25 protein-coding genes and 1 pseudogene are annotated in these 24,020 nt (G+C 71.3%); 12 read left to right on the top strand and 14 right to left on the bottom strand.

Going from position 1 to position 24,020, the window contains the following annotated elements; all coding sequences use genetic code 11:
- Positions 1 to 74 precede the first annotated feature (74 nt).
- From ACH4S7_RS16695 to ACH4S7_RS16710, 4 genes and pseudogenes are all read left to right on the top strand, one after another.
- On the top strand, positions 75 to 905 hold the full coding sequence (locus ACH4S7_RS16695; RefSeq protein ID WP_398521919.1) for a zf-HC2 domain-containing protein: 831 nt from the start codon (positions 75 to 77) through the stop codon (positions 903 to 905).
- Positions 902 to 1,768 (top strand): annotated as a pseudogene (locus ACH4S7_RS16700) (ABC transporter ATP-binding protein); the annotation flags it as partial. The gene ACH4S7_RS16695 and the pseudogene ACH4S7_RS16700, both read left to right, overlap by 4 nt.
- Before the next feature lie 173 nt (positions 1,769 to 1,941).
- A complete protein-coding gene (locus ACH4S7_RS16705; protein ID WP_398521920.1) occupies positions 1,942 to 3,561 on the top strand; it encodes an ABC transporter permease in 1,620 nt (539 codons plus the stop codon).
- Between the two features lie 221 nt (positions 3,562 to 3,782).
- A complete protein-coding gene (locus ACH4S7_RS16710) occupies positions 3,783 to 4,415 on the top strand; it encodes a hypothetical protein (RefSeq protein WP_398521921.1) in 633 nt (210 codons plus the stop codon).
- Positions 4,416 to 4,596: 181 nt separating this feature from the next.
- On the opposite strand, the gene ACH4S7_RS16715 is transcribed toward ACH4S7_RS16710, so the two are convergent.
- From ACH4S7_RS16715 to ACH4S7_RS16725, 3 genes are all read right to left on the bottom strand, one after another.
- Positions 4,597 to 5,724: a peptidoglycan recognition protein gene (locus ACH4S7_RS16715; RefSeq protein ID WP_398521922.1), complete on the bottom strand. Its 1,128-nt coding sequence runs from the start codon at positions 5,722 to 5,724 to the stop codon at positions 4,597 to 4,599.
- A gap of 48 nt (positions 5,725 to 5,772) precedes the next feature.
- The gene (locus tag ACH4S7_RS16720; protein ID WP_398521923.1) at positions 5,773 to 6,321 is read right to left on the bottom strand and encodes an NUDIX hydrolase; all 549 of its coding nucleotides are present in this window, start codon (positions 6,319 to 6,321) and stop codon (positions 5,773 to 5,775) included.
- A 400-nt stretch (positions 6,322 to 6,721) separates the two neighbouring features.
- The gene (locus tag ACH4S7_RS16725) at positions 6,722 to 7,264 is read right to left on the bottom strand and encodes a hypothetical protein (protein ID WP_398521924.1); all 543 of its coding nucleotides are present in this window, start codon (positions 7,262 to 7,264) and stop codon (positions 6,722 to 6,724) included.
- Between the two features lie 191 nt (positions 7,265 to 7,455).
- On the opposite strand from ACH4S7_RS16725, the gene ACH4S7_RS16730 reads away from it, so the two are divergent.
- Both ACH4S7_RS16730 and ACH4S7_RS16735 read left to right on the top strand, forming a co-directional pair.
- A complete protein-coding gene (locus ACH4S7_RS16730; RefSeq protein ID WP_398521925.1) occupies positions 7,456 to 7,770 on the top strand; it encodes a hypothetical protein in 315 nt (104 codons plus the stop codon).
- The gene (locus ACH4S7_RS16735; RefSeq protein WP_398521926.1) at positions 7,767 to 8,012 is read left to right on the top strand and encodes a hypothetical protein; all 246 of its coding nucleotides are present in this window, start codon (positions 7,767 to 7,769) and stop codon (positions 8,010 to 8,012) included. Before ACH4S7_RS16730 ends, ACH4S7_RS16735 begins: the two co-directional genes overlap by 4 nt.
- Before the next feature lie 284 nt (positions 8,013 to 8,296).
- Here ACH4S7_RS16735 and ACH4S7_RS16740 read toward each other — a convergent pair whose 3' ends face one another.
- Positions 8,297 to 8,554, bottom strand: coding sequence for a hypothetical protein (locus ACH4S7_RS16740; RefSeq protein WP_398521927.1), 258 nt, complete (start codon positions 8,552 to 8,554; stop codon positions 8,297 to 8,299).
- A 277-nt stretch (positions 8,555 to 8,831) separates the two neighbouring features.
- Here ACH4S7_RS16740 and ACH4S7_RS16745 point away from each other — a divergent pair, with 277 nt between their 5' ends.
- Positions 8,832 to 10,259 carry a helix-turn-helix domain-containing protein gene (locus ACH4S7_RS16745; protein WP_398521928.1) on the top strand — a complete coding sequence of 476 codons (1,428 nt, stop codon included), beginning with the start codon at positions 8,832 to 8,834 and terminating at the stop codon, positions 10,257 to 10,259.
- A 20-nt stretch (positions 10,260 to 10,279) separates the two neighbouring features.
- On the opposite strand, the gene ACH4S7_RS16750 is transcribed toward ACH4S7_RS16745, so the two are convergent.
- The 4 genes from ACH4S7_RS16750 to ACH4S7_RS16765 all read right to left on the bottom strand — a co-directional run bounded on the left by ACH4S7_RS16750 (position 10,280) and on the right by ACH4S7_RS16765 (position 13,218).
- Positions 10,280 to 11,083, bottom strand: a complete 804-nt coding sequence (locus tag ACH4S7_RS16750; protein WP_398521929.1) for a phosphotransferase — start codon at positions 11,081 to 11,083, stop codon at positions 10,280 to 10,282.
- Between the two features lie 275 nt (positions 11,084 to 11,358).
- Positions 11,359 to 11,529, bottom strand: coding sequence for a hypothetical protein (locus tag ACH4S7_RS16755; protein ID WP_398521930.1), 171 nt, complete (start codon positions 11,527 to 11,529; stop codon positions 11,359 to 11,361).
- A gap of 109 nt (positions 11,530 to 11,638) precedes the next feature.
- On the bottom strand, positions 11,639 to 12,481 hold the full coding sequence (locus tag ACH4S7_RS16760) for a helix-turn-helix domain-containing protein (RefSeq protein ID WP_398521931.1): 843 nt from the start codon (positions 12,479 to 12,481) through the stop codon (positions 11,639 to 11,641).
- On the bottom strand, positions 12,478 to 13,218 hold the full coding sequence (locus ACH4S7_RS16765; RefSeq protein ID WP_398521932.1) for a DUF6879 family protein: 741 nt from the start codon (positions 13,216 to 13,218) through the stop codon (positions 12,478 to 12,480). Before ACH4S7_RS16765 ends, ACH4S7_RS16760 begins: the two co-directional genes overlap by 4 nt.
- A 294-nt stretch (positions 13,219 to 13,512) precedes the next feature.
- On the opposite strand from ACH4S7_RS16765, the gene ACH4S7_RS16770 reads away from it, so the two are divergent.
- Positions 13,513 to 13,998: a hypothetical protein gene (locus tag ACH4S7_RS16770; protein ID WP_398521933.1), complete on the top strand. Its 486-nt coding sequence runs from the start codon at positions 13,513 to 13,515 to the stop codon at positions 13,996 to 13,998.
- 115 nt (positions 13,999 to 14,113) lie between these two features.
- Here the strand turns inward: ACH4S7_RS16770 and sodN are convergent, their stop codons facing one another.
- Positions 14,114 to 14,509 (bottom strand): superoxide dismutase, Ni, encoded by a 396-nt coding sequence (sodN, locus tag ACH4S7_RS16775; RefSeq protein WP_398521934.1) that lies wholly within the window; start codon positions 14,507 to 14,509, stop codon positions 14,114 to 14,116.
- Between the two features lie 150 nt (positions 14,510 to 14,659).
- On the opposite strand from sodN, the gene sodX reads away from it, so the two are divergent.
- Positions 14,660 to 15,079 carry a nickel-type superoxide dismutase maturation protease gene (sodX, locus tag ACH4S7_RS16780; protein WP_398521935.1) on the top strand — a complete coding sequence of 140 codons (420 nt, stop codon included), beginning with the start codon at positions 14,660 to 14,662 and terminating at the stop codon, positions 15,077 to 15,079.
- Here sodX and ACH4S7_RS16785 read toward each other — a convergent pair.
- On the bottom strand, positions 14,983 to 15,612 hold the full coding sequence (locus tag ACH4S7_RS16785) for a CGNR zinc finger domain-containing protein (protein ID WP_398521936.1): 630 nt from the start codon (positions 15,610 to 15,612) through the stop codon (positions 14,983 to 14,985). The two genes, sodX and ACH4S7_RS16785, sit on opposite strands and share 97 nt — an antisense overlap.
- A gap of 162 nt (positions 15,613 to 15,774) precedes the next feature.
- Between ACH4S7_RS16785 and ACH4S7_RS16790 the strand changes: the two genes are divergently transcribed.
- A complete protein-coding gene (locus ACH4S7_RS16790; protein WP_398522360.1) occupies positions 15,775 to 16,464 on the top strand; it encodes a class I SAM-dependent methyltransferase in 690 nt (229 codons plus the stop codon).
- A gap of 177 nt (positions 16,465 to 16,641) precedes the next feature.
- Here ACH4S7_RS16790 and ACH4S7_RS16795 read toward each other — a convergent pair whose 3' ends face one another.
- The 3 genes from ACH4S7_RS16795 to ACH4S7_RS16805 form a co-directional block, all read right to left on the bottom strand.
- The gene (locus ACH4S7_RS16795; RefSeq protein ID WP_398522361.1) at positions 16,642 to 17,394 is read right to left on the bottom strand and encodes an amino acid ABC transporter ATP-binding protein; all 753 of its coding nucleotides are present in this window, start codon (positions 17,392 to 17,394) and stop codon (positions 16,642 to 16,644) included.
- A 5-nt stretch (positions 17,395 to 17,399) separates the two neighbouring features.
- Complete coding sequence (locus ACH4S7_RS16800) at positions 17,400 to 18,344, bottom strand: amino acid ABC transporter permease (RefSeq protein ID WP_398521937.1); 945 nt, start codon at positions 18,342 to 18,344, stop codon at positions 17,400 to 17,402.
- Positions 18,345 to 18,430: 86 nt separating this feature from the next.
- Entirely contained in the window at positions 18,431 to 19,414 is a 984-nt protein-coding gene (locus ACH4S7_RS16805; protein WP_398521938.1) for an ABC transporter substrate-binding protein, read from the bottom strand.
- Between the two features lie 541 nt (positions 19,415 to 19,955).
- Between ACH4S7_RS16805 and ACH4S7_RS16810 the strand changes: the two genes are divergently transcribed.
- Complete coding sequence (locus tag ACH4S7_RS16810) at positions 19,956 to 21,185, top strand: NADP-dependent malic enzyme (RefSeq protein ID WP_398521939.1); 1,230 nt, start codon at positions 19,956 to 19,958, stop codon at positions 21,183 to 21,185.
- 332 nt (positions 21,186 to 21,517) lie between these two features.
- Positions 21,518 to 22,486, top strand: coding sequence for a zinc-binding dehydrogenase (locus ACH4S7_RS16815; RefSeq protein WP_398521940.1), 969 nt, complete (start codon positions 21,518 to 21,520; stop codon positions 22,484 to 22,486).
- A gap of 127 nt (positions 22,487 to 22,613) precedes the next feature.
- Here the strand turns inward: ACH4S7_RS16815 and ACH4S7_RS16820 are convergent, their stop codons facing one another.
- Positions 22,614 to 23,954 (bottom strand): lipase family protein, encoded by a 1,341-nt coding sequence (locus tag ACH4S7_RS16820; protein ID WP_398521941.1) that lies wholly within the window; start codon positions 23,952 to 23,954, stop codon positions 22,614 to 22,616.
- Between the last annotated feature and the right edge of the window lie 66 nt (positions 23,955 to 24,020).

Consider the following 24,020-nt stretch of genomic DNA (forward strand, 5'->3'; position numbering starts at 1 on the left):
GCCGGCCGGCAGCCGACTGAGCGCGCGGCACGACCGCAGGAAGAAGGACGAGAAGGAGAAGAGGGACGACAGCGATGACCGAGCACCCGGCGAACCCCCACCCCCCCGGCGAGATCCTGCGCCAGTACGCGCACGGCATCCTCGCCCCTGACACCCGCCACCGCTTCGAGCCCCATCTGGACGCCTGCGCCCACTGCCGCGCCCGGCTCGCCCCGTACACCGACACCCCGGCGCTCGACCGGGGCTGGGAGCGGCTCGACCGCGCCATCGACATCCCCCTGCCCGGCCCCTGGGAGCGGCTGCTCCTCGCGCTGGGCGTTCCCGACCACACGGCCAGGCTGCTGGCGGCGGCCCCCGCGCTCCGCGCCACCTGGCTGCTCGGCACCGTCGTCACCCTCCTGTTCGCCGCCCTCACCGCCCGCCTCGCCGAGCCGGGCGACACCCCGCTCACCTTCTTCGCGGTGGCGCCGCTGCTGCCCGCCGCCGGAGTCGCTGGCTCGCTCGGCCGCCGCTGGGACCCCGCGTACGAACTGGGACAGGTCGCCGCGCCCAGCGCGTTCCGGCTGGTGGTGCTGCGCACGGTCGCTGTCCTCGGCGCCACCGTCGTCCTGACTGCCGCCGCCTCGCTGGCCCTGCCGGGGCTGAGCCCCGCCGCCTTCGGCTGGCTGCTGCCCTCCTGTCTGGTGACCGTCGTCTGCCTGCTGCTGCTGCCCCGGCTCGGCTCCGTGGCCGCCGCCGCAGCGGCCGGCGCCTGCTGGCTGGGCGCGGTGACCGCCACCCGCCACTCCGAGCTGCTGTTCTCGCTCGCCGGACAGTCGGTCCTCGCCGGACTGCTGATCGCCGCCGTGACCCTGCTGGCGCTGCTCCGCGCCGACTTCGACATCGAGAAGGGACTCCGCGTATGACACCCGACCTCTCCGCCGCGACGGTCACCGTCGCCGGCACATCGGTGCACGGCCTGACGGTCCGCTACCGCAAGACCCTGGCCCTCGACGATGTGACCCTGAGCCTGACCAACGGTGTCACCGGACTCCTCGGGCCCAACGGCGCGGGCAAGACCACCCTGCTGCGCGCGCTCGCGACCGCGCTGGTGCCCACCGGGGGCGACATCCGGGTGCTCGGCCGGGATCCGCTCGTATCCGCCCAGCGCCAGGAGATCCGTCGCCGGTTGGGCTATCTGCCGCAGTCCCCCGGTTATCACCGGCACTTCACCGCCTTCGAGTTCGTGGACTACGTCGCCATCCTCAAGGAGCACACCGTGCGCGCGGCCCGCCATGAGGAGGTACGGCGGGTGCTGGCGGCCGTCGGGCTTACCGGGGAGCGCGGGAAGCGGATGAAGGCCCTCTCCGGGGGGATGCGCCAGCGGGTCGCCCTGGCGTCCGCGCTGGTCGGTGATCCGGAGCTGCTGATCCTGGACGAACCGACCGTCGGGCTCGACCCGGAGCAGCGGTTGCGGTTCCGCGAGCTGATCGCCGAACTGGGCGCGGGCCGCACGGTCCTGCTCTCCACCCACCAGACGGAGGACGTGGCCGCGCTCTGCAACCGTGTGGTCGTCCTCAGCGCCGGGCGGGTGCGTTACGACGCCACCCCGCAGGGGCTGGGCGAGGTCGCCCGGGGGCGTGTCTGGTTCAGTCAGGACCGCGATCCGCGCTCGGTCGCGGGCTGGCGCACCGGCACCGGCGTCCACCGCAACATCGGCGTGCCGCCGGAGGGTGCGGAGCTGGCGGAACCCACCCTGGAGGACGCCTACCTGCTGCTCAACTCCGACGCCCAGGAGGTGTTGACGGGCCTCGGGGGGCCTCCTGGCGGCCGGGACTCGCTGTCCGGTCGGGAGGGGCCTCCCAACGCTGCCGGGGGCGCGCTCGGCGCCCGGGACTCGTTCAACACCGGGGGCGCGCTCGGCGCCCAGGACCCGTTCGACACCCGAGGAGGGCCGGCCGCATGAGCACCTCGTACAAGGTGAGCACCCCACCCGCCCCCCGGCCGGGCCCGACCGCCCCCCTGACCGGAATCCGCGCCCTCGCGCGCGCCGAGGCGCGCCGGCTGCTGCGCCACCCCGCCTTACTGGTCGCACTGGCCCTCTGCATCGGACTGTGGGGTTACGAGACGGTGGTCTCGGGCGCCTCCGACTTCCCCGTCCTCCACGACCAGGACCGCTACCTCCAGCTCCAGCTACTCCTGGTGGCGGCCGGTGTCTTCCTCGCCGTCCACCTGGCCGTGCTCCGGCCCGCCAGGGACGGCACCGACGCCTGGTTCCGGACCCTGGTCCTCGAACCCTGGCAGCGCGCCGCCGCCCATCTCCTCGCGGTGCTCCCGGCCGTCGCCCTCGTCGCCGTCCTGGCCGGGGCCCGGACGGTCTGGCTCGCCCTGCTCCCCGGCGCGGTCGGCACCCCCTCCGCGGCCGAACTCGCGGCGGGACCCGCCGTCGTCCTGCTGGCCGGCGCGCTCGCCGTGCTGATCGGCACCCTCTCCACCTCCGTCGCGGCGGGCCCGATCACCCTGGGCGTGCTGGGCATCGCCACCGTCGTGGGCGGGATGTTCGTCTTCTCCCCCTGGCGGTGGTGGGGGCTGATCGCCGTCGAGGACGGGCACCGGTCCGGACTGCCGTCCGAACTGCTGGGCCGCCCGGCCGCGCTCCATCTGCTCTATCTCCTCCTCCTCGCCGCCGCGTTCGGCGCGGTGGCCCTGCTCCGGACGGGGCTGCGCGGCCCTGCCGTGCGGATCACCACGGCGCTCGCGGTCGCCGGCGCGCTGGCGACCGGCGCGGCCCAACTGCTCCCCGTGCCCGACTCCGTCACCGAGGCCCGGGACCGGGCCGTGAACGCGCCGTCCGCCGATCAGCGCTGCGTACGGAAGGAGCGGATCACCTACTGCGCCTTCCCCGAATTCCTGGACCGGCACCGGGAGTGGTCCCGGGTCGTGGACGGCATCCTGCGCCGGGTCCCGGCCGCCGCCCAGCGGGAGCACTACGTGGTCCGGCAGCGCATCGCCCCCCTCCCCTCCTCGGGAGGCATCTTCAACGGCACCCTGCCGAAGGAGAGCTGGGCCGACGACGACCGGCGCGCGGGCACCCCGGGAGCGATCGTGGTGGGCACCGGCTGGGGCAACGGCGACGATTCCGCGACCGACGACACCAGCGGTTTCGCCACCTCATTCGCCCTGCGGGTCGTGCGGGGCGGTGCGGCCGGGGGGCGACCCGCGGCCGACCGGCCCGGTACGGAGCTGGTCTGCGGCGGACCGGGCATCGTCTCCTTCTGGCTGGCCGCCCAGGCGGCGCCGGAGACCGCGCCCGCCCTGCGCTCGATGCTGAAGCGGAGCTGGGGCGATGTCGGCTTCGGCGGCACGCTCGCGATGGCACGGGTGGAACGCGGTGACGCCGAGACCGCGATGAAACTGCTCGACCTCCCGGCCGCCGAGGTCCGGGCCAAGGTGGCGGGCTCCTGGACGGAACTCACCGACCCGGCCACCACTTCCACGCGCGCGGCCCAACTCCTCGGCGTCAGCGCTCCGGCGGTTCCCCCGGCCGTCCCGGGAGAGGAGGCGGTCCAGTGCCCGCGCTGACTCCCGGCCGTCCCGGAAGAGGGAGTCGACCGTCGCCCGCGTCGACTGCCGGCCGTCCCGGGGGAGCGGGCGGCACCGAGTCCGCGCCGACCGCGGGCCGTTCGGGGGCCGAATCCGGGCCGACTCCCGGCCCTCCCGGCACCGAGTCCGCGCCGACCCCCGGCTCTCCCAGGACCGTGCCCGCGCCGACCGCGGGCCGTCGACTCCGCCGTGCTCTGCGCGTGGCGCGTCCCGTCCTCCCCTACGAGTACCGCGCCGCGCGCACCCTGCCGCTGCTGTTCGGCGCGGGTCTTGGCGCCGTCGTCTGTGCCGTCCCTTTCGTCTTCTCGCTGGAGGTCGATCTCGGCGCCGCCGTCCTGCTGGCGCATCTCGCCGCAGTCCTCGGCGGCCTGGGCCTGGGCTTCGTGCTGGACGATCCGGCCGCCACGACCACCGCGCTCTGCCCGTCGCCGTGGTGGCTGCGCCGCTCGCTGCGGATCGCCGGGGCGCTGCTCGTCCTGGCCGCCGCCTGGTCCCTCGGCGTGGTCCTGGTGGGTCGGGCGCTCCAGCCGGGTCCTGAACTCCCGTACGGGGACCTCGCGGCCGAGTCCGCGGCGCTGGCCCTCCTCACGGTGGCGCTCGCCCTGGCCGGACTGCGGTTCACACAGGGGCGGGGTGGCGGGCTGGTGAGCGCGTCCGCGCTGGTGGTGGTCGTGCTGACGCTGGTCTTCCTGCCGTCGGATGTGGCGTTGTTCAGCGATCCCGAGGACACCGCGCGGTGGGAGGGCGCGGCGGACCGCTGGCGGGTGCTGGCACTGTTCGCCCTGGCGGGGGCGCTGGCACTCCTCCCCGTACCGCCGTCGCCACGCCGCTGAGGCCCCTGGGTTCCTTGGGTCTCCCGGGGTCCTGGCGGTCGGGCTCGCCGCTGGCGCTGCTCGCGATCGCCGTGCGGCAGCGGGAAGGCCCGGCCGATGTGCTCGTCGCCCGCCAACCCGGTGCGGCGGGCCGGGGTCCTGGCCGTTCGCCCCCGGCCCGCCGACCGTGCGGAGGCGTCGGTTACCCGTCGTCGCCGGCCCGGTCCCGTACGTCCGGGAGCCGGTCGTAGAACGCGTCACCGGGACACTCGGTGGGGTAGCCGTCCCGGTGCCCGTGGATGGCGGGGAAGGTGAGCGCGTCGCCCTCCTGCCACGACTGGTGGGCGTGGTTGCTCCCGTCCGCGCCCGCGGTGAGGGTGGTGGTACCGGTCGGATCGACCCCGTACCGCGCCAGCTTCCAGGCGGCGACCCGGGCCACCGCGGTCAGCGCGGCATCGGGGGGTGCGGCGTCGGTGTGGTCACCGATGACGGCGACACCGGTGGTCTCGGAGTTGAATCCGTAGGCGTGCGCGCCCAGCACCGGCTGGTCAGCGCCGCCCTTGCGGCCCTCGTAGACGGTGCCGCACTTGTCGATGACGAAGTTGTAGCCGATGTCGTTCCAGCTCAACTGGGCCACGTGGTACGTGTGGATGGCGCGTACGACGGCGGGGGCCTGGGCGCAGGTGTAGTCGTCGGAGTGGGCGGTGTGATGGACCACCACGGCCTTGACCACGCCGCCGGGGAGATAGTCGGGTGCACCGGGGCTGAGGGACTCGTCGGCGCCCCAGGAGTCACGGGAGACGATGTCCGGCGCGTCGCGCGTGAATGCCACCGGCACCATGCCGTCCCCTCCGCCCCCCTCGGGGCGCCGGTCGGGACCGGGGTCGATCATGTCCAGCCGGAGCCCGCGGGGAAGCCCGGCGCCCGCGCCTCGCGTCCCGCTCACCCGTACCTCGGCTCCGTCGGACGGCCCGACCCAGGCGGGCTCGGTCCCACCGCGCCCGCGTCCGCCACCGTCGCCCCGACCGCCGTCACCGCCCAGCGGCAGCCACCCGGACCAGACGCCCGAGCGGCTGTCCCGGGTCCGTACCTCGACCGGCCCGGTGACCCGCGCGGTCGGATCGGCCCAGGTGACACCAACCATGCTGAACCGCGGGGTGCCGCGTTTCGTGAGGACGGCCGAGGCCCCGTCCGCGCCCACCGACAGGGCGGCGGTGCGCACCTTGGCGGGGGGCCCGGAGCGGTTCGCGGGCGCTCCGGGCACCTGGTGGGCGATGAGTAATGCGGCGGCCACGGCGGTGGCTGTCCGCCACCAACGACGTAAGGTCATCACGGCTCGAACATCCTTCGTACGGAGGGTGTCGGCGCCGCCGCCCGGTCACGCCTCGGGCGCCTCCCGGCCGGCGTCGTCCAACAGCAGATAGAGCAGCCCGAGCAGGCTGCCGCCGCTGACGATCTCGCGGCGGTCGATCATCCCCCGGATCTTGTCGACCGAAATCCACTCGATCCGGTCCGACTCGTTCAATTCCGTCGGCGGACCGATGTGGACCGCGCCGTCCGCGCGGAACACATGGTGCTCCGAGTCGGTGATCCCGTTCGCCGACTGCGCGTACACCAGGGGGCGTACGGCCCCGATACGCCAGCCGGTCTCCTCCTCCACCTCCCGCACGGCGGTCCGCGCCGGAGTCTCACCCGGCTCGATCAGCCCCATGGGCAACTCCCAGCCCCAGGTGTCGGTGATGAACCGGTGTCGCCACATCATCAGCACCCGCCGCCGATCGTCGACCACGACGGCGACCGCGAGATGGCGCATCCGGACGACATGGTGCTCCAGCCGGTGGCCATCGGGCTGCTGCACATCGGCGAGCCAGAGGTTGACCCACGGGTTCTCATAGATCTGCCGCTCCCCGTGAACCGTCCACCGCATCGGCTCAACTCCTCTCCCCGCAGGTTTCCTTCGCTCCACCGGCACCATGCTCCACGCCGTTGAGCGAACCCTCCCACCTGAGTGGCGTGCGACGCCGTAGCCGTCCACCGAACGACCCGTCGCCCGGTGCTCGATCACCCTCACGAGTCCGGGGCGGCTCCCCGACGCCCTCGCCGAGTCCCCGCTTCCGGGTGGCCGGGGCGTTCGGGCACCGGGGGGCCCTCCGAGCGGATGCCACCCGATCGGGTGGCGGAGCGACTGCGGCCGGGCCGGGGCCGGCACGCGAACCTGGCACGACGGAGGGGGCTCGCACCCGCAGGTCTTCAGCGGGGCCGGGGCCTCGATGATCGGCACGACGGGGTGTCGCGCCCTGCCTCCGTGCATACGGGCTGGTGGGCCCCTACCGCAGATCCGTCCGCACCCCTCGCGCGAGGTCGACCACGGCCCACACCTGCCGTCCCTCGACCGTGGCCTCCGTGCCGCAGCTCAGCGCGCCGAGCACCTGGAGACGGGGTAGGACGGTCGCGTCCATGGCCGGGGGGCGCGGCTGGTGGCTCAGGGCGAGGACGAGCGCCCGCTGGCTCTCCTCCGCCAGGTGCAGACTGACCCGGCGGCCACCGTCGTTCATGACCGTCGCCATCAGGAAGCGGACCAAGTCGTCCAGTCCCTCCGGCCGATGGCACCCCCAGCGGAGGAGCTGCTCCGCAACATGGTGCGCACCTTTGGCCTTCGCCCAGGGCTGGACGTCCAGGATCCACGCCGCGCCCTGGCGGTTCGCCATCACTCGACGGCCCCGGCCCACGCTCGTACGCGTCATGGCGTCCGGTCCCGTCAGCGTCTCGGGCGGCGGTGGCGACGGTGGCTTCTTCGGCGGCGGGGGCGTCTTGGGCGGGTAGTCCGGGCGGGGCTTGTGCGCCGACGGACGTGGGCTCGGCATCTCCATGCCGGCCTCCCCAACGGTTCGAGGAACGAGGGCTCGACCTTCATCGTAGAAGGCACCGCCGCCGCTGTCTGCGTATCCGGAAGGGGCCGGACACGTGGACCGGTCGGGTGCGTTGAGCGGAGCATCGAACTTCGCTACCGGGCCGCGTTGGGCGGATAGCCTGACCGGAGACGCGCGGAAGCGGGGAGCGGATGGCCGGGACCAGAACAGGGAAGACCTTCAGCACCTACTTGGACGGGAACAGGGTCGAGTTGCCCGCGACCATCAACGGCATCCGGGACGCGCTCCCGCCCGATCTGCGCGCCGAGTTCGACGCCGGGGTCGGAGAGGCGGCGGCGGAGGATCTGTTCCTGCTGCTGGCGGAGTGGGCGCAGCGGACCAGGCCGGACCTGATCGCGGCGAAGGAGGCCAGGGTCAGGCGCTTGGAGCGGGGCGACTTCTCCGGCCTCGTCTCCGAGGAAGAGGTGGCGGACTTCTTCGGCCCCGGCGAAGAGGGCACACGGTGATCACCCATCGTGTCGCGTACACGGATATGGCCTTCGACGCGCTGAAGAAGATGAGCCAGGACCGCCGCACCCGGTTCAAACGGGAGATCACCGAGGTGGCGGCCACGCCGTACGCCTTCGGCAACCCGGTTGACGGACTGCGTGACAAACGCCGCGCGGTGCTCGCGGGCGCAGTGACCGACTACTGGATCAGCGGCAGCGTCCTGACCGTCACGGTCGTCTCCATCGTCCACACGGACTGACCCGTGGGGCCCCCGCCCGCAGGCGCGTGCGGGCGGGGGCTTTCCGGAGGATGGTCGGGCCTGGGGCGGGTCCGTTCGTACGGTGGTGAGTGCGGCGACGATAGGGTCCACGTCTCCGGGACGGAGCATTCCGAGGTCCACGAACGCGTTGCCGGACGCCGTGACGATCGGTCTGATCGGGTCCCAGGCCCGCTCGGGCAGACCGAGGTCGGCGAGCGCGGTGCGCAGGGCCTGGGCCGATGCCTCAGCCCGTGCGCGGCGGTCTCTCCATACGGTCATCTCCATCAGCCACCGTGCCCGGTGTCGTGACGGCGGATCCGCACACTGTGGTCGGTGGCCCGGGAGTAGTCCCCGGCGCGGAGGGCACGTGTCCGCCACACGTCGTGCGACGCGCACACCTCACACCCCTCGGCTGGCTCGGGCGGCTCCAACGGAAGCGGCAGGTCGACCGGGAGTCCCATCTCCGTCATGTCCCGGCCCCCGCTCCGCCGTTGGTGTCCGGTGCCGCCGAGCCGGCCGCCGAGCAGCGCGGGCAGGCGCACGGTGGAAACCGCAGCGAGGCCGGGGACGGCGGCAGGTCCCCGCTCGGTACCGTCACCGTCGGCCCGGCGGGATGTCGCTCTCCGTTCGGGCTCGCCCGGTACACCTTCATCGTCATCATGGGTGGTCCCCAAGTCGTCGTCGGTTGCCTCCCCGAAGCGTCGACCCGTCCGCGCAACGGCACCATGACCGGCGGGGGTTACCGAGGCGGTCATACACTCGTTGATGTTCCGACAAGGCACCCCCGGGTGCTGAGGATCGCTCCGGAGGTCGGCCCTCATGGATGTCACAAGCCCCGGCCCACTGGCTCCCGCCGTGCTCGACCGGGCGGATGTACGGGCGGCGCTCTCCGAACACGACTTCGCCGCCTTCTTCGCCCTCGTCAAGAAGTGGGGCGGGCTCTCCCAGAACCGGATCGCGGTCGCCTGCGGGCTCACCCCCGGCAAGGTGTCCACGATCATCAGCGGCCGGCAGCGGGTCACCTCCTTCGACGTGGTGTGCCGGATCTCCGACGGACTGCGCGTCCCCGGGCACCTGCTCGGACTCGCACCCCGTACGTGGGAGAACCGCCCCACGGAACCGCAGCGCCCGGCCCAGCACCCGACGGACGACGTGCCGTGGCGGGCTGATGTCACCGTGACCATGGCAGCCGACCTGACGAGGAGCGATTTCGTGATGGACAGACGCGCGATAACGCGCGCCCTGACCGGAGCCACCCTGACCGGCGGGGCTCTGCTCGACTCGCTGGAAGGCTGGCTGCGGCCCGCCGCGACCTGTGTGCGCCCCGCGCGCCGTGGGCGACTCGGGGCCCGGGAGGTGGACGAGTTGGAGGACATCGCACGGATGTGCCGGCACTGGAGTCGTTCCGACGGGAGTCTGCGCCGTCAGGTCGTGCTGGGGCTGCTCAACGAGGTCGCCGCGGCCCTGGACGAGCACCAGGCACCGCATATCGAGACCCGGCTGTACGGGATCATGGCGCAGCTCGCCGGCAGCGCCGCTTCCATGGCGTGGGACTCGGGTTCGGAACGGCGCGCCCAGGACTACTACCGGCTGGCGCTGCGGGCCGCGCACGCCGGGCGGGATCTGGTCTTCGGGGCCAATGTGCTCGCGGGAATGGCCCGGCAGATGCTCTACCGGGACCGGGCCGATGACGCGCTTCAGCTCGTCCACCTCGCCCAGGAGGGCGCCCGACAGGTCGTCGGACCGCGTGTGCGGGCCATGCTGCACAGCCGGGAGGCGTGGGCGTACGCGGGGCAGGGGCGTCCAGCCGGGTTCCGGCGGGCCATCGGGCGGGCGGAGGAGGCGCTCGCGGACGCGGGACCCGGCGATGGCGAGCCGTACTGGATCGCGTACTTCGACACGGCCGAGCTGGCCGGTGTCACCGGTGGCGGGCTCCTCGACCTCGCCAGGCAGGACCCCGGAGGCTACGCACCGGCCGCCGCCGCCGAGTTCCGGAGGGCCCTCTCGGTGCTCGGCCCGGAAGCCGGACGTTCGCACGCGATCGACCGGGCGCTGCTGGCCGAATGCCACTTCCTCGTCGGCGATGTCACCAGTGGGGCCGCGGAGACCCACCGCGCGGTCGACGCCGCCCGGACCGCACCGTCCGGCCGCGTCCGCAACCAGCTCAAGACCCTCTACCCGTACACCGTCGGCCACCGCGCGGCCTGGTCCGCGCGGGACGGTATCCGCGAGCTGCTGTCCCGCTGAGCCGCATCACACGTGGCGGCTCAGCGGGGCGGGTGGGCCAGGAGTTGCTGGAAGCGGGCGTTGCTGGCCGCCGCGCCGTCCTTCCCCACGGACGCCGTCAGCTGTCGGCACTCGACGGCCACCAGGGTCTCGACGGCTCGCCGGTCGGCACGGCGCCAGACGGGGAAGGCGTCGAGCCACGCGAGTGCGTCGTCCGGGCTGTGGCCCGACTCCATGAGACGCACGGCGGTGTTGGCGGGGTCGGCCCACGCGGGACCGAGACAGGGCATCGCCCAGTCCACGACGTACGCCTTCCCCGCGCCGCTGACCACGATGTTGTGCGGGTGGAGATCGTTGTGCAGAAGCTGCCCGCCGTGGAGCAGCTCGGCCTCACCGGCCGCCAGGACTCCCGCGTAGGTGCTCGCGAGGGTGGGCAGCGCGACGGACCCGGGCGGGCGCAGCCCGGTCATCCGGCGGATGGTGGTGGTGACGGCGGGCAGGTCGGGGCTGCCGGGGCTGAGGTCGGCGGTCCGGCCCGGAATGTGGGCGAAGGCCAGGCACCGCCAGCCCCCCGCGTGGAAGGTGTGCCGGATCGCCGGACCGGCCCCGGTGACCGTCGCGTTCAGTTCCTCCTCCCGGCGCAGAGCGGCGAGCCCGGGGCCGTCGTCGTCCCGTACGCCTTTGAGGAAGAGGCGCCCCTCGCGGGCCGTGTGGATGACGAGCGTCAACGGGCAGGTGATTCCCCCGGTCACCGGCTCGACCGCCCGCACTTTGCCGGTGCGCCGCGCGATTTCGGCCCGGAGCACGGAGGGAAGGTCTTCCCAGCGGACGCGGAATGACGACATGGGTTCCTCTCCGGTATCGCAGGGGCCTCGCGCTGAGGCCCCTGCGGTCACGCTGTCCAGCTCTGGATGGTGCCGCCCCCATTCAACTCTGGGTGGCACCGCACTTCCGGCACCGGTTCTTACCAGACCATTTCGTCCACTCGTGATCGCACTCGGCCATGATTCCCTCCTCTCCTGCCTCGATTCGCAGGACACCTCCCACCTGTCGGAGGTGGGGGAACGGGGGCGGCCCTCGCCCCCGGGCCGGCGGCGGTCGCGTCAGCTCCGCGGCTTCATCAGCGGGCGCCTGCGGGCGTGGTGAAGTGCAGATGCGCGGTCGTGACGAGGTTCGCGGTCTCGCGCACGTCGCACAGCAGCCCGGGGGCCTCCTTCGGGCCTGGCGGGCGGTAGCGCCTGAGACACGATGCCCCTGGCACCTTCTGGTCGCCGACGTGGTGTGTGGTCACGATCTGCCTCCGAGGGCCGCGGTGGGATGACCGTAAGGACGCTCATTGGTCGCGTGCGCGACGATTGCGCGGGATTGCGCGCACCCCTCGGGATGTACTCACGGTTTGCTCACACCGTGTCGATGGAGGCCCTCGCCCGCCCGATGACCCGCTGCGCCTGCCGACCGAACACCGCCGACTCGGCCAGCCAGCCCCAAGCCCGTTCGTACAGACGGATGGACTCGTCATCGTCCAGCCACATCTCGGTGTTGATGGTTTCCACGATGACGAGCCGCTGGTCATAGATCCAGAACCCGTGTGTCGGGGTGCGCCGGAGCTGCGCGCCGAACGGAACGATGCCCAGCTCTACCGTGTCCAGGCCGATCAGTGAGAGAAGTCTGTCCAGTTGGGCGGCCTGGACGCCGCCTGGGCAAGTCCGCACATACAGGGCTCCTTCCCACATCAGGAAATGGAACCGTTTGTCAGGCTCATACAGAGCCTCTTGGCGGCGAATCCGGGTGCGAACGGCTCCTTCGACGTCCGAGGTGATCTGTCGGAACTCCGCGTTCGTCTCGAATCCGTGCCGGGCGTATTCGGCCGTCTGAAACAGGCCCGGAATCCGGACGACCTCGAAACCATGGATGGTGCGTGTCGCGCGCGTCTCGGCAATTGCCAGTTCCTGCCGCGCTTGGTGGCCGCCCGCGAGCTGGCGGCGCCAGGACCTGTACGTCGTCTCCAGCGCCGCCAGTCTGCCCCTCAGCTCGCCCGCGAGCTCGGGGTGACCCACCGCGTCCGCCCACGCGCTGAGATCGGCGACCGACGGGGTCTGTTTGCCGTTCTCCAGGCGGGACACTTTCGATCGCTGCCAGCCGAGCCGCTCGGCTTGGTCCTTCCCCGTCAGACCGGCCTCGTTGCGCAACTCGCGCAGCCGTGCGCCGAGGACAACCCGGGCGGACTGGAAATCTGTGGTCACCTCGTGGAACGTACCTGCCTGACGAAGTCGGCGGTACGGGTCGCGTGGTGCCAAGCGGTATCCCGGGCCTGGCAGGCGGCGACGACTTCGGCGGGGTCCTCGCTGACGATGACGCCCAGTGTGGTGTCGTCCTCGCCGAAGACGAATCGCACCAGCGTGCGTGAGTCGAACAACCAGAAGTCGAAGTCCGGTAGGCCGAGTCGTTTGGCGTCCGATCGCTTCATGTTGCAGATGTCCTCGCCCGCAGCGACGTTGCCGATTCCGGAGGCGAGAAGGAACTGCTGTCCTTCTGTCGGAGGCTCGTCGACGAGCCGGACCCGCTCGAACCGCTTCCCCCGAGCGACCTGATCGGCGACATTCCGGCGCCACTCGTCGGCCGGTTCGGAGGCGATGTCCACACCCGCCTGCCAGCGTTGCCACTTCGATCCGTTGCGGTCGGATGCGTAGCCACGCCGGGTCTCCAGCCGCCACGCGGTGTGCCTGAAGTCGCGGAACAAGGGGACGACCGCCGCGAACGCCACCATGGCGACGGGCTCATGACGTGGCGCGAAACGTGACAGGAGACCACGCGGGACGATGACGAACGCCTCACTCTCCTTGACGTCACGGAGTTGTGCGAGGTGTCCAGGATCGGTGACGCGCTCGCCCTGGACGAGAATTCCGCCGGTCGCCTCGATCTCGTAGAGGCTGGGGCAGTCGCCATCGTCGCTGGTTGTTCCGATGAACCTGAGCGGCATGGGGCCCTCCGTCGTGACTGGTCGGGAATTCAGGATGCTGCGCGTCGTTGCGGGGTGTGCGGCGATTGCAGCGGATTGCTGAGCATTGCCGTCGTCGACGTATTGCGCGCAATCATGACTCGCGTCGCCGGTTGTCTCCCTGCACCGTCGACGGCTCGTATGACCCAGTCCGGACGGGTGCGTACGAAGCTGAGGCAGCTCTGTCCGTACACCGTGGGCCGCGACGCCTCGCGGCCGGTCCGGAGCGCCCGGGACACTATCCGCGATCTACTGTCGAGCTGAGGAGAATCACCCGTGCCGACTCTCGCCGTGACCGGCCATATGGACCTGACCGACGACTCCGTCCCGCTCGTGCGGGCCGCGCTCCGGGAGCTGCTCGCCGCGTACGGCTCCGATCTCACCGGGGTGTCCTGCATCGCGGCCGGGGCGGACAGTCTCTTCGCCCAGGAGGTCAGTGCCGTGGGCGGCCGTCTCGTCGTGGTGATCCCCTCGCGGGACTACCGGCAGCGGAAGGTGCGGCCCGAGGGTGCCGCGGTCTTCGACCGGCTGGTGGCGGCCGCCGTGGAGGTGGTGACGCTGCCGCAGGAGACCGCGGACCGGGGTGCGTACGAGGCGGCCAACAGCGAGCTGCTGCGGCGGGCGGACCGGCTCGTCGCCGTCTGGGACGGGCGGCCGCCGGCCGGGAAGGGCGGCGGTACGGCGGACACCGTGGTGGCGGCCCGCGCGGCCGGGATTCCGGTGGACGTGGTCTGGCCGGAGGGTGTCGCCCGGCGCGGGTGAGCCCATGGCCGGGCGGCTCGGTCCGGCCACCGGAGGGGCTGCGACGGAAGCGGGGTCCGACCGGAATGCTCCGGTCGGACCCCGTCGCGCGACGCTCGGGCCGCCCGAGCCAAGGTCAGGCCTTCTTGGTCGCCCAGAAGATCTTGTCCACCTCGGCGATGAGGTCCAGCGCCTTCTGACCCGTCGCCGGGTCCGTCGACGCCTTCGCCGCGGAGAGCGCCTTCAGGGTGTCGTTCACGAGCTGGTGCAGCTCGGGGTACTTCTCGAAGTGCGGGGGCTTGAAGTAGTCGCTCCACAGCACCGAGATGTGGTGCTTCGCGAGCTCCGCGCGCTGTTCCTTGATGACCGTGGCGCGGGCCCGGAAGTGCGGGTCGTCGTTGGCCTGGAACTTCTCCTGGACGGCCTTGACCGATTCGGCCTCGATACGGGCCTGGGCCGGGTCGTACACACCGCACGGCAGATCGCAGTGGGCACTGACCCGCACCTTGGGGGCAAACAGGCGGGAAAGCATCTAGCTGTCCTTCCTCGTGATCGTCTTCTCAGGTGGGACATTACTCCGTGAGAGACCCGTTTTCGCGAGTGCCCCCATGGGCTTAGGTCGAAAGTCCGGGGTCAGTATGGGACTGGTGGCGGAACGTACCGTGGGACCCGGAGGTGGCTGATGACCGAGCAGGGGCGGGAGCCCGGGGCGCCGTTCGGGGTCGCCGAAGTGACCGGGCCGTCGATGTATCCGACGCTCAGGCAGGGCGATCAATTGCTGGTCCACTATGGCGCCAGGGTGCGGCCCGGCGATATTGCGGTGCTGCGCCATCCCCTCCAGCAGGACCTGCTCATCGTCAAGCGGCTCGTGGAGCGGCGGGAGGGTGGCTGGTGGGTGCTGGGGGACAATCCGGGGGCCGAGGGGGACAGCCGGGTGTTCGGGGCCGTACCTCCTGAGCTGCTGCTCGGGCGGGTGCGTGGCAGATACCGGCCGCGCGGGCCGGGTCAGCGCTCGGTGCCGGCGCTGGTCTCCTGGGCGGTGTCGGCGGTGCGGCCGGTGGTCTCGGTGCGGGCTGTCTCCAGGCGTTTGCGGGCGCGGTAGGCGGCCACGTTGGCGCGGGTGGCGCAGCGGTCGGAGCAGTAGCGGCGGGAGCGGTTGGTGGAGGTGTCGAGGTAGGCGTTGCGGCAGGGCGGCGCCTCGCAGAGGCCGAGCCGGTCCACCCCGTACTCCGTCAGATGGAACGCCAGGCCCATAGCGGCGATGGCCGCGTATCCGGCCGTGGCGTTCGACGGGTGCTCGGAGAGGTGCATATGCCACTTCGGCCGGTCCTCGTCGTCCCGGAAGTCATGGCCCGAGATCTGTGGGCTGACGGGGAACTCCAGCAGCAGTGAGTTCAGCAGGTCGACCGCCCCGGTCTCGTCCCCGCCGTCGGCCGCGGTGAACACCGCCCGCAGTCGTGCCCGTACGGAACGGAACCGGGTCACATCCGAGTCGGTGGCCCGGCGGGCGGCCTGGGCGGAGCCGCCGAAGAGGTCGCGGATGGCGTCGACCGAGGTGAGGGAGTCCTTGTTACGAGCCGGCTCCTCGGTGTTGACCAGGCGCACGGCGTAGTCCGAGTAATAGGCCAGTTCCACTTGTAGTCCTTACCGCTGCGGTCTAGTGTCAGGGGCGTCATAAGTAACAGACGATCCTGGTTTCAGGGTATTACGGATGGAGGGGTTCCGGTGTCGGAGACAGTGCTCGGGGCCGACTGGCGGGCCTGGCAGCAGAGCTGGGACCGTCAGCAGGAGTGGTACATGCCCGATCGCGAGGAGCGATTCCGGGTGATGCTGGACATGGTCGAGGCCACCGTCGGCCCCGAGCCGCGCGTGCTGGACCTCGCGTGCGGTACGGGAAGTATTACGGACCGGCTCTTCCAGCGGTTCCCGAAGGCGGCGAGTACGGGGGTCGATCTCGACCCCGCCCTGTTGACCATCGCCGAGGGCTACTTCGCCGGTGACGACCGCGTCACCTTCGTCACCGCCGACCTCACGGACCCCGACTGGGTCGCCGCGCTGCCGCACGACTCGTACGACTGCGTGCTCACCGCCACCGCCCTGCACTGGCTCCGCGCCGGACCGCTCGCCACGCTGTACGGGCAGCTCGCGGGGCTCGTCCGGGACGGCGGAGTCTTCCTCAACGCCGACCACATGATCGACCGGTCAACCCCGCGGATCAACGCCGCCGAGCGCGCCCACCGCCACGCCCAGATGGACCGGGCCAAGGCGGGCGGCGCTGTCGACTGGGCGGAGTGGTGGGCCCTCGCCGCCCAGGACCCCGCGCTCGCCGGGCCCACCGCCCGGCGGTTCGAGATCTACGGAGAGCACGCCGACGGGGAGACCCCCTCGGCCCAGTGGCACACCGAGACCCTGCGCGCGGCCGGCTTCGGCGAGGCCCGCGCCGTGTGGTCCTCGCCTTCCGACTCCCTCGTCCTCGCCCTGAAGTAGTCGATCTTCGCTTGCGCGGCCCGCCCGGCGGGAGACGGGCCGGGGGGGGAGGAGGCACGGAGAGGGGCGGTACGGAGGTGTCCGTACCGCCCCTCGGGTGTCGTCCGGTCAGCGGGCCCGTGACAGAACGACTTCGTCAGCGGGCCCGCGACAGGGGCGACTTCGTCCGTTCGTGCGTCAGAGGACCTTCGACAGGAACGACTTCGTCCGGTCGTGCTGCGGGTTCGTCAGGACGTCCCGCGGATGGCCCGCCTCGACCACCACGCCGTCGTCCATGAAGACCAGCGCGTCCCCGACCTCGCGCGCGAAGCCCATCTCATGGGTCACGACGATCATCGTCATACCGTCGTCGGCGAGGCCGCGCATCACGTCCAGCACATCGCCCACCAGCTCCGGGTCGAGCGCCGACGTCGGCTCGTCGAAGAGCATCAGCTTGGGCTCCATCGCCAGCGCGCGGGCGATGGCCACCCGCTGCTGCTGGCCCCCGGAGAGCTGGGAGGGGTAGTTCCCGGCCTTGTCGGCGAGGCCCACCCGGTCCAGCAACTGTTCCGCGCGGGCCCGGGCCACCGCCTTGGTCTCGCCCCTGACCTGGACCGGGGCCTCCATGATGTTCTCCACCGCCGTCATGTGCGGGAAGAGGTTGAAGCGCTGGAACACCATGCCGATGTCCCGCCGCTTGATGGCGACCTCGCTGTCCTTCATCTCGTACAGCTTGTCGCCCTTCTGGCGGTAGCCGACCAGTTCGCCGTCGACCGAGAGCCGGCCGGCGTTGATCTTCTCCAGATGGTTGATGCACCGCAGGAAGGTCGACTTGCCGGAGCCGGACGGGCCGATCAGACAGAAGACCTCGCGCGGGGCGACCTCCAGATCGATGCCCTTGAGGACCTCGATGGGACCGAAGGACTTGTGCACGCCCTCCGCCTTGACCATGGCGTTCACGCGGAGACTCCCTTCGGGCGGCGCACCGAGAACACGCTCGACCTGATCTTCTGCAACGGGGTCGGCGGCAGACTGCGGCTGGAGCCGCGGGCGTAGTGCCGCTCCAGGTAGTACTGGCCGACGCTCAGGATCGAGGTCATCAGCAAATACCAGGCGGCGGCGAGGAAGTACATCTCCACCGGCGCCCCGGAGGTCTGGCCGATGTTCTGCGCCTGCCGGAACAGTTCGCTGAACTGCACCGCCGCGACCAGTGAGGTCGTTTTGAGCATGTTGATGACTTCGTTGCCCGTCGGCGGCACGATCACCCGCATCGCCTGCGGGATCACGATCCGGCGCAGCGTCTTGCTCTGGCTCATGCCCAGCGCGTGCGACGCCTCGGTCTGGCCCTCGTCGACCGAGAGCAGTCCGGCGCGGCAGATCTCCGCCATGTACGCGGCCTCGTTGAGGCCCAGGCCCAGCAGCGCCGTCAGGAACGGCGTCATGAAGTCCGACCACTCGTCCTGGTAGAAGCCGAGGTTGATGGTCTCGAAGACCAGCCCCAGGTTGAACCAGACGAAGAGCTGGACCAGGACCGGGGTGCCCCGGAAGAACCAGATGTAGAACCAGGCGATGGACGAGGTCACCGGGTTCTTCGAGAGCCGCATCACCGCGAGGACGATGCCGCCGACGATGCCGATCGTCATGGAGAGGACGGTCAGCAGCAGGGTCTTCCAGACGCCTTCGACGATGCGGTCGTCGAAGAAGTAGTCCGGGATCGCTCCCCAGTTGATCTTGCCCTGGGAGAAGGCGTAGACGATCAGCGCGAAGAGGGCGATCGCGATGACGGCGGTGACATACCGGCCGTAGTGGCGGACCGGTACGGCCTTGATGGCCTCCGGACCGGCCGCTGGCGGCGGTGGCGGTGTGTCCTCCGGACCCGTCTTGTGGATGTCGACAGTCACAGGGAGCCTTTCAGTACCGAATCAGTGCCTGTACGGGGTCCGGTGCGCCCCGGCGTCATCCTCGGGGCGCACCGGACCCGGCCGGGTCAGGTACCGCCGTTGACCTTGGCCTCGGTCACCGCGCCGGCGGCGACACCCCACTTGTCGACGATCTTCTTGTACTCGCCGTTCTTGATGATCGCGTCGAGCGCGGCCTTGATCGCGTCCCGGAGCTCGGTGTTGCCCTTGGCGATGGCGATGCCGTACGGGGCCGCCTCGACCTGGTCGCCGACGATCTGGAAGTCCTTGCCGCCGCCCGCCGTCTTCACCGCGTACGCGGCCACCGGGAAGTCGGAGGAGCCCGCGTCGCCGCCACCTGCGCGGAGCCGGGTCTGCGCCTCCAGGTCGTTGTCGAACGCCTCGATGGTGATCTTGCCCTTGGCGCCGCACTTGGTGTTCTCGGCCTTGGCGAGGTCCTCGGAGACCGTGCCGCGCTGCACCACGATCTTCTTGCCACACAGGTCCGACCAGGTCTTGATGCCCTTGTCGTCACCCTTCTTGGTGTAGATCGAGACACCGGCGGTGAAGTAGTCCACGAAGTCGACGCCCTCGCCGACCTTCTTCTTCGTCTCCGAGTCGACGCCGTCCTGGCGGTCCTTGGTGTCCGTCATGGCCGACATGGCGATGTCGTAGCGCTTGGAGCGCAGACCCGTGATCAGCGTGTCGAAGGTGCCGTTCTCGAACTCGAACTTCACCCCGAGCTGCTTGCCGAGGGCATCGGCGACATCGGGGTCGATGCCGACCGTTTTACCCGAGTCGTCCTTGAACTCCACCGGAGGGTAGGCGATGTCCGAACCGACCTTGATGACGCCCTTGTCCTGGATCGCCTTGGGCAGTTGGTCGTGGAGCGGGGCAGCGCTCTTCGTGGTTCCCGCATCGCCGCCCCCTTCGTTCTTCTTGCTCGTCTGGTCGCCACACGCGGTCAGCAGCATGGAGCCGGCGACCGCGATGGCGCCGACCGCGGCGATCCGGGACGTGCGTGTCTTCCGGGCCTTCGTGGCGGTCGTGCGGCGCGTGGTGCTTGCGGTCATGGTTGGAGTCCTCCGGCGTGTCAGTGAGCTGCCATTTCGTGGTCGTCTACCGGTTGCGCACTCATCTTCGAGCGTCGCCACCTTGAGTGTTTTCGGCATCTTGCCATTCGGACTAGCCCATTCAGGGGGTGACGCATGTCAAAATCGGGTAACGGGACACCCCCGCCCCCTTCAGGCCGGTACATCAGGACCGGACCATTCACGGGAATGCTTCCTTCCGACCGGAAGATCTGCGGTCCGCGACCCGTCGCGGACGGGACACAGGGTGCTTAGCCGACGTGTCACCACCTGTCCCGCCATCGGACGACGAGTCGCATGACTAGGCGAATCCGGACTCGTCCTCAGTGGCCCCGGTCCGGTATGAAGGACGATTACACCCCTCATCCGGGGGCTCAGGGCGCGTGTGCGGCGCGCCCGCGTGTTCGTATCTCCCCCCGCTCGGGCGGTCAGACCGCCCACCCGCGGGACACGGACGCGGTGCCCGCCCCTCCTCAACCAGGAGTGGAAACCCTCAACTGATGAAGACTTAAGGGGTCAACCCATGGCAGCGGAGATTGTCAATACACGGGGCGTCAGCGATACGCCCGGCGAGGCCGTTACGGAGAGCGCTCCCGAGGAGCCCTTCGATCCGGCGTTCGCGCTGCACCGCGGCGGCAAGATGGCCGTGCGGGCCACGGTGCCGGTGCGGGACAAGGACGATCTGTCCCTCGCGTACACCCCCGGCGTCGCCAAAGTGTGCAGCGCCATCGCGGAGCGGCCCGAACTCGTCCACGACTACACCTGGAAATCGCAGGTCGTCGCCGTGGTGACGGACGGGACCGCGGTGCTCGGCCTCGGCGACATCGGTCCCGAGGCGTCCCTTCCCGTCATGGAGGGGAAGGCCATCCTGTTCAAGCAGTTCGGCGGCGTGGACGCGGTCCCGATCGCGCTCGCCACCAAGGACACCGACGAGATCATCGAGACCATCGTGCGTCTCGCCCCCTCCTTCGGCGGGGTGAACCTGGAGGACATCTCGGCGCCGCGCTGCTTCGAGATCGAGCGCCGCCTCCAGGAGAGCCTCGACATCCCGGTCTTCCACGACGACCAGCACGGCACGGCGGTGGTGACCCTCGCGGCCCTGCGGAACGCGGCGAAGCTCACCGGCCGCCAACTGGACGAGCTGCGCGCCGTGATCTCGGGGGCGGGCGCGGCCGGGGTCGCCATCGCGAAGTTCCTGGTGGCGGCGGGCATCGGCGATGTGGCGGTCATCGACCGCAAGGGCATCGTCAGCCGGGACCGCGATGACCTCAACCCGGCGAAGCGAGAGCTGGCGGAGATCACCAACAAGGCGGGTCTGACCGGTTCGGTGGCGACCGCGCTGGCCGGCGCCGATGTCTTCATCGGAGTCTCCGGCGGTACGGTGCCCGAGGCGGCGGTCGCCACCATGGCGCCGGGCGCCTTCATCTTCGCGATGGCGAACCCGAACCCGGAGATCCACCCCGATATCGCGCACAAGTACGCGGCTGTGGTGGCGACCGGGCGCAGTGACTTCCCGAACCAGATCAACAACGTCCTGGCGTTCCCGGGGATCTTCGCGGGAGCGCTCCAGGTGCGGGCGTCGCGGATCACCGAGGGCATGAAGATCGCGGCGGCGAACGCGCTGGCGGACGTGGTGGGCGAGGAGTTGGCCGCCGACCTGGTCATCCCGTCGCCGTTCGACGAGCGGGTGGCCCCGGCCGTGACGGCCGCGGTGGCCGCGGCGGCGCGGGCGGAGGGTGTGGCGCGACGGTAGAACGGTAGCCGGGCGCTCGGGACCGGTCCGGTCCCGGTGTCCGTGGCGGAGGGCGCGGGTCCCGTACGGGGGCGCGCCGGTGGGGTCCCCGGCCGATGGCGGTCGGGGACCCCGCGTCGTTCCCGTGGGTCCTGTGATTCCTGTCGTTCCTAGGGGCCCCGTCGTTCCTGTGGGAGGCGGGGTCGGGGCCCCTGGCCGTTTCCGTGCCCCGGCCCGCCCCCGGTGCCCGCGCCCTTGCCCTTTTCCACGCGCCCCGTCCCCGTCCGTGCGCGGCGCGCGTCACACGCCGGTGTGGTTCCGCCGCGCTCCGGGGGCGTCCTAGGGTCGGGGCCATGTTCGCCGCCTACGCAGCACGCATCGACCGTGACACCCCGCTGAACGGCCTGGAACTGGGTGAACGCCCCGCGCCCGAGGCCCGTCCCGGCTGGACCACCGTCACCGTCCGAGCCGCCTCCCTCAACCACCATGACCTCTGGTCCCTGCGGGGCGTCGGCCTCGGCGAGGACAAGCTGCCGATGATCCTCGGCTGCGACGCCGCGGGGGTCGACGCCGACGGCAACGAAGTGGTGCTCCACTCCGTCATCGGCCAGAGCGGTCACGGTGTCGGCCCGGACGAGCCGCGTTCGATCCTGACCGAGCGCTATCCGGGCACCTTCGCCGAGCAGGTCTCCGTACCGAGCTGGAATGTGCTGCCCAAGCCGCCCGAGCTGAGCTTCGAGCAGGCCGCCTGTCTACCGACCGCCTGGCTCACCGCGTACCGGATGCTCTTCACCAACGCCGGTGTCCGTCCCGGTGACTCGGTCCTGGTGCAGGGCGCCGGCGGGGGAGTCGCGACCGCCGCGATCGTCCTCGGCCGGGCGGCCGGACTGCGGATGTACGCCACCAGCCGCGACGAGGCCAAGCGGGCCCGCGCCGTCGAGCTGGGAGCGGAGGGCGCGTACGAGCCGGGGGCCCGGCTCCCCCGGCGGGTGGACGCGGTGATCGAGACGGTCGGCGCGGCGACCTGGTCGCACTCGGTCAAGTCGCTCCGGCCCGGCGGGACGTTGGTCATCTCGGGCGCGACCAGCGGTGACCGGCCGTCGCACGCGGAACTGACCCGGATCTTCTTTCTGGAGCTGAGGATCGTGGGCTCCACCATGGGATCAAAGGACGAGCTGGAGGATCTCCTGTCCTTCTGTGCGGCGACCGGCGTGCGGCCCGTGATTGACACGGTGCTTCCCTTGGACCGGGCGCGTGAGGGGTTCGCACGGATGGCGGACGGCGGGCTGTTCGGGAAGATCGTGCTCACGCCGACGGGGTGACGGCGGCCCGCGCGGGTCGGAGCCGGGAGCCCTGCCCGGCCCCGACCCGCGCGGTTCCGTCCAGCGCGGTTCCGTTCCGCGCGGTGCTGAATCCGCGCGGTGCGGTCCTGTGTCGGTGCGTTCTGACTCAGGACCGGGCGAGGCGCTGCTTGATCCAGCCCGTGATCTCAGGGGCGGACTCCTTGAGCACGGTCACATGGTCGGCCGTCGCGTACTGGCGGTAGACGACATCGGAGCCGGCCCGTCTGAGCTGCTCCGCGTACCGGGCGGTGAGGGGAGCCTGGATGATCTCGTCCTTGGCGCCCTGGGCCACGAAGAGCGGCCGGTCCAGCCGGACGACCGGGGTGTTCACGTGCTCGCGCAGCGCGTCCATCATGCCGGGTACGGTCTCGGGCCGCCGCTCCCACACATTGCCCTCGTGGAGACCGGCCGCCCGGACCTTGAGGACGAGGTCCCAGAAGCATTTGCTGCGTGCGTCGCTGACGAGTTCGCGCGCCCGTTCGCTGAACAGGTGCCGGAAGTCCAGATCCCGGTCGATGGCCCGCAATCCCGCCGTGATCAGGGGGTAGAGCGCGGTACGCATGGTGCGCTCTTCACTGGCTGAGTCCGATCGGTCGGCCAGCAGTCGGGTGAAGTCGGTCGGCGGGGCGGTGGCGACGGCACCCCGGAAGTCCAGCCCGGGGGCGTACCGGGTCGCGTGGGCGGCGGCGTGGATGGCGGCGTGGCCGCCCTGGGAATGGCCCATCGCCACCCAGGTCTTGGAGATGCCCCGGTTGGCCTGGCGCGCGGCGCGCACGATGTCGATGGTCCCGAACGCGGCGCTGCGACCGTGCATATAGGGGTGCGGCCCAGGGGTGCCGAGCCCCTCGTAGTCGGTGGCGAGCACGGCGACGCCGCTGTCGAGCCAGGCTCGTACGGCGGGGTCGTGCGGGAGCCCCGGGGCGCTGCGGCTGGGGGCGCAGGCATTGGCGACGCCCACCGTGCCATGGGCCAGGGAGATGGCCGGCCAGCCTCCGCGGGGCGGCTTCCCGGCCGGGGCGAAGAGCAGCCCGGAGACGGTGACCGCGCGGCCGGTGAAGCCGGTGGATATGTACTCGATCGACTGGCCGGGGCCGCCGTGCGGGCGGTCGCTCGCCGGCAGTGGGGTCGCCTTGAGCAACTTTCCGCTGCCGGGCGCGGGCCGGGAGTCATGACCGGCCAGAGAGCCAGATGAGCCAGATGAGCCAGAGAAGTCAGAGAAGTCAGAGAAGTCAGAGGAGCCGGAGGAGTTGAATGTGCTGAGTGGGGGGAGTGGTGCGGGCGCGGTGTTGGGGGCGAGCCGGGCGGTGGCGGCCGGTCGGTCGGCGGGCTGAGTGGGTGAGCCGTCCGGCCAGGCGGCCCCGGTGAGTGTGCCGGTCAGGGCGAGGGCGAGGGCGGCGGAGGCCCAGCGCGCCGGGTGGCGGGAGAGGTTCAGGCGAGCGGTGATCACGGATTCCCCTTCACAGGGTCGATTCGGGGCCGGTGCGGAGCCAGGCGTGCGGGGGCGCTCGCGACC

The sequence above is a fragment of the Streptomyces sp. NPDC020965 genome (genome assembly GCF_044333555.1).
Taxonomy (GTDB): domain Bacteria; phylum Actinomycetota; class Actinomycetes; order Streptomycetales; family Streptomycetaceae; genus Streptomyces.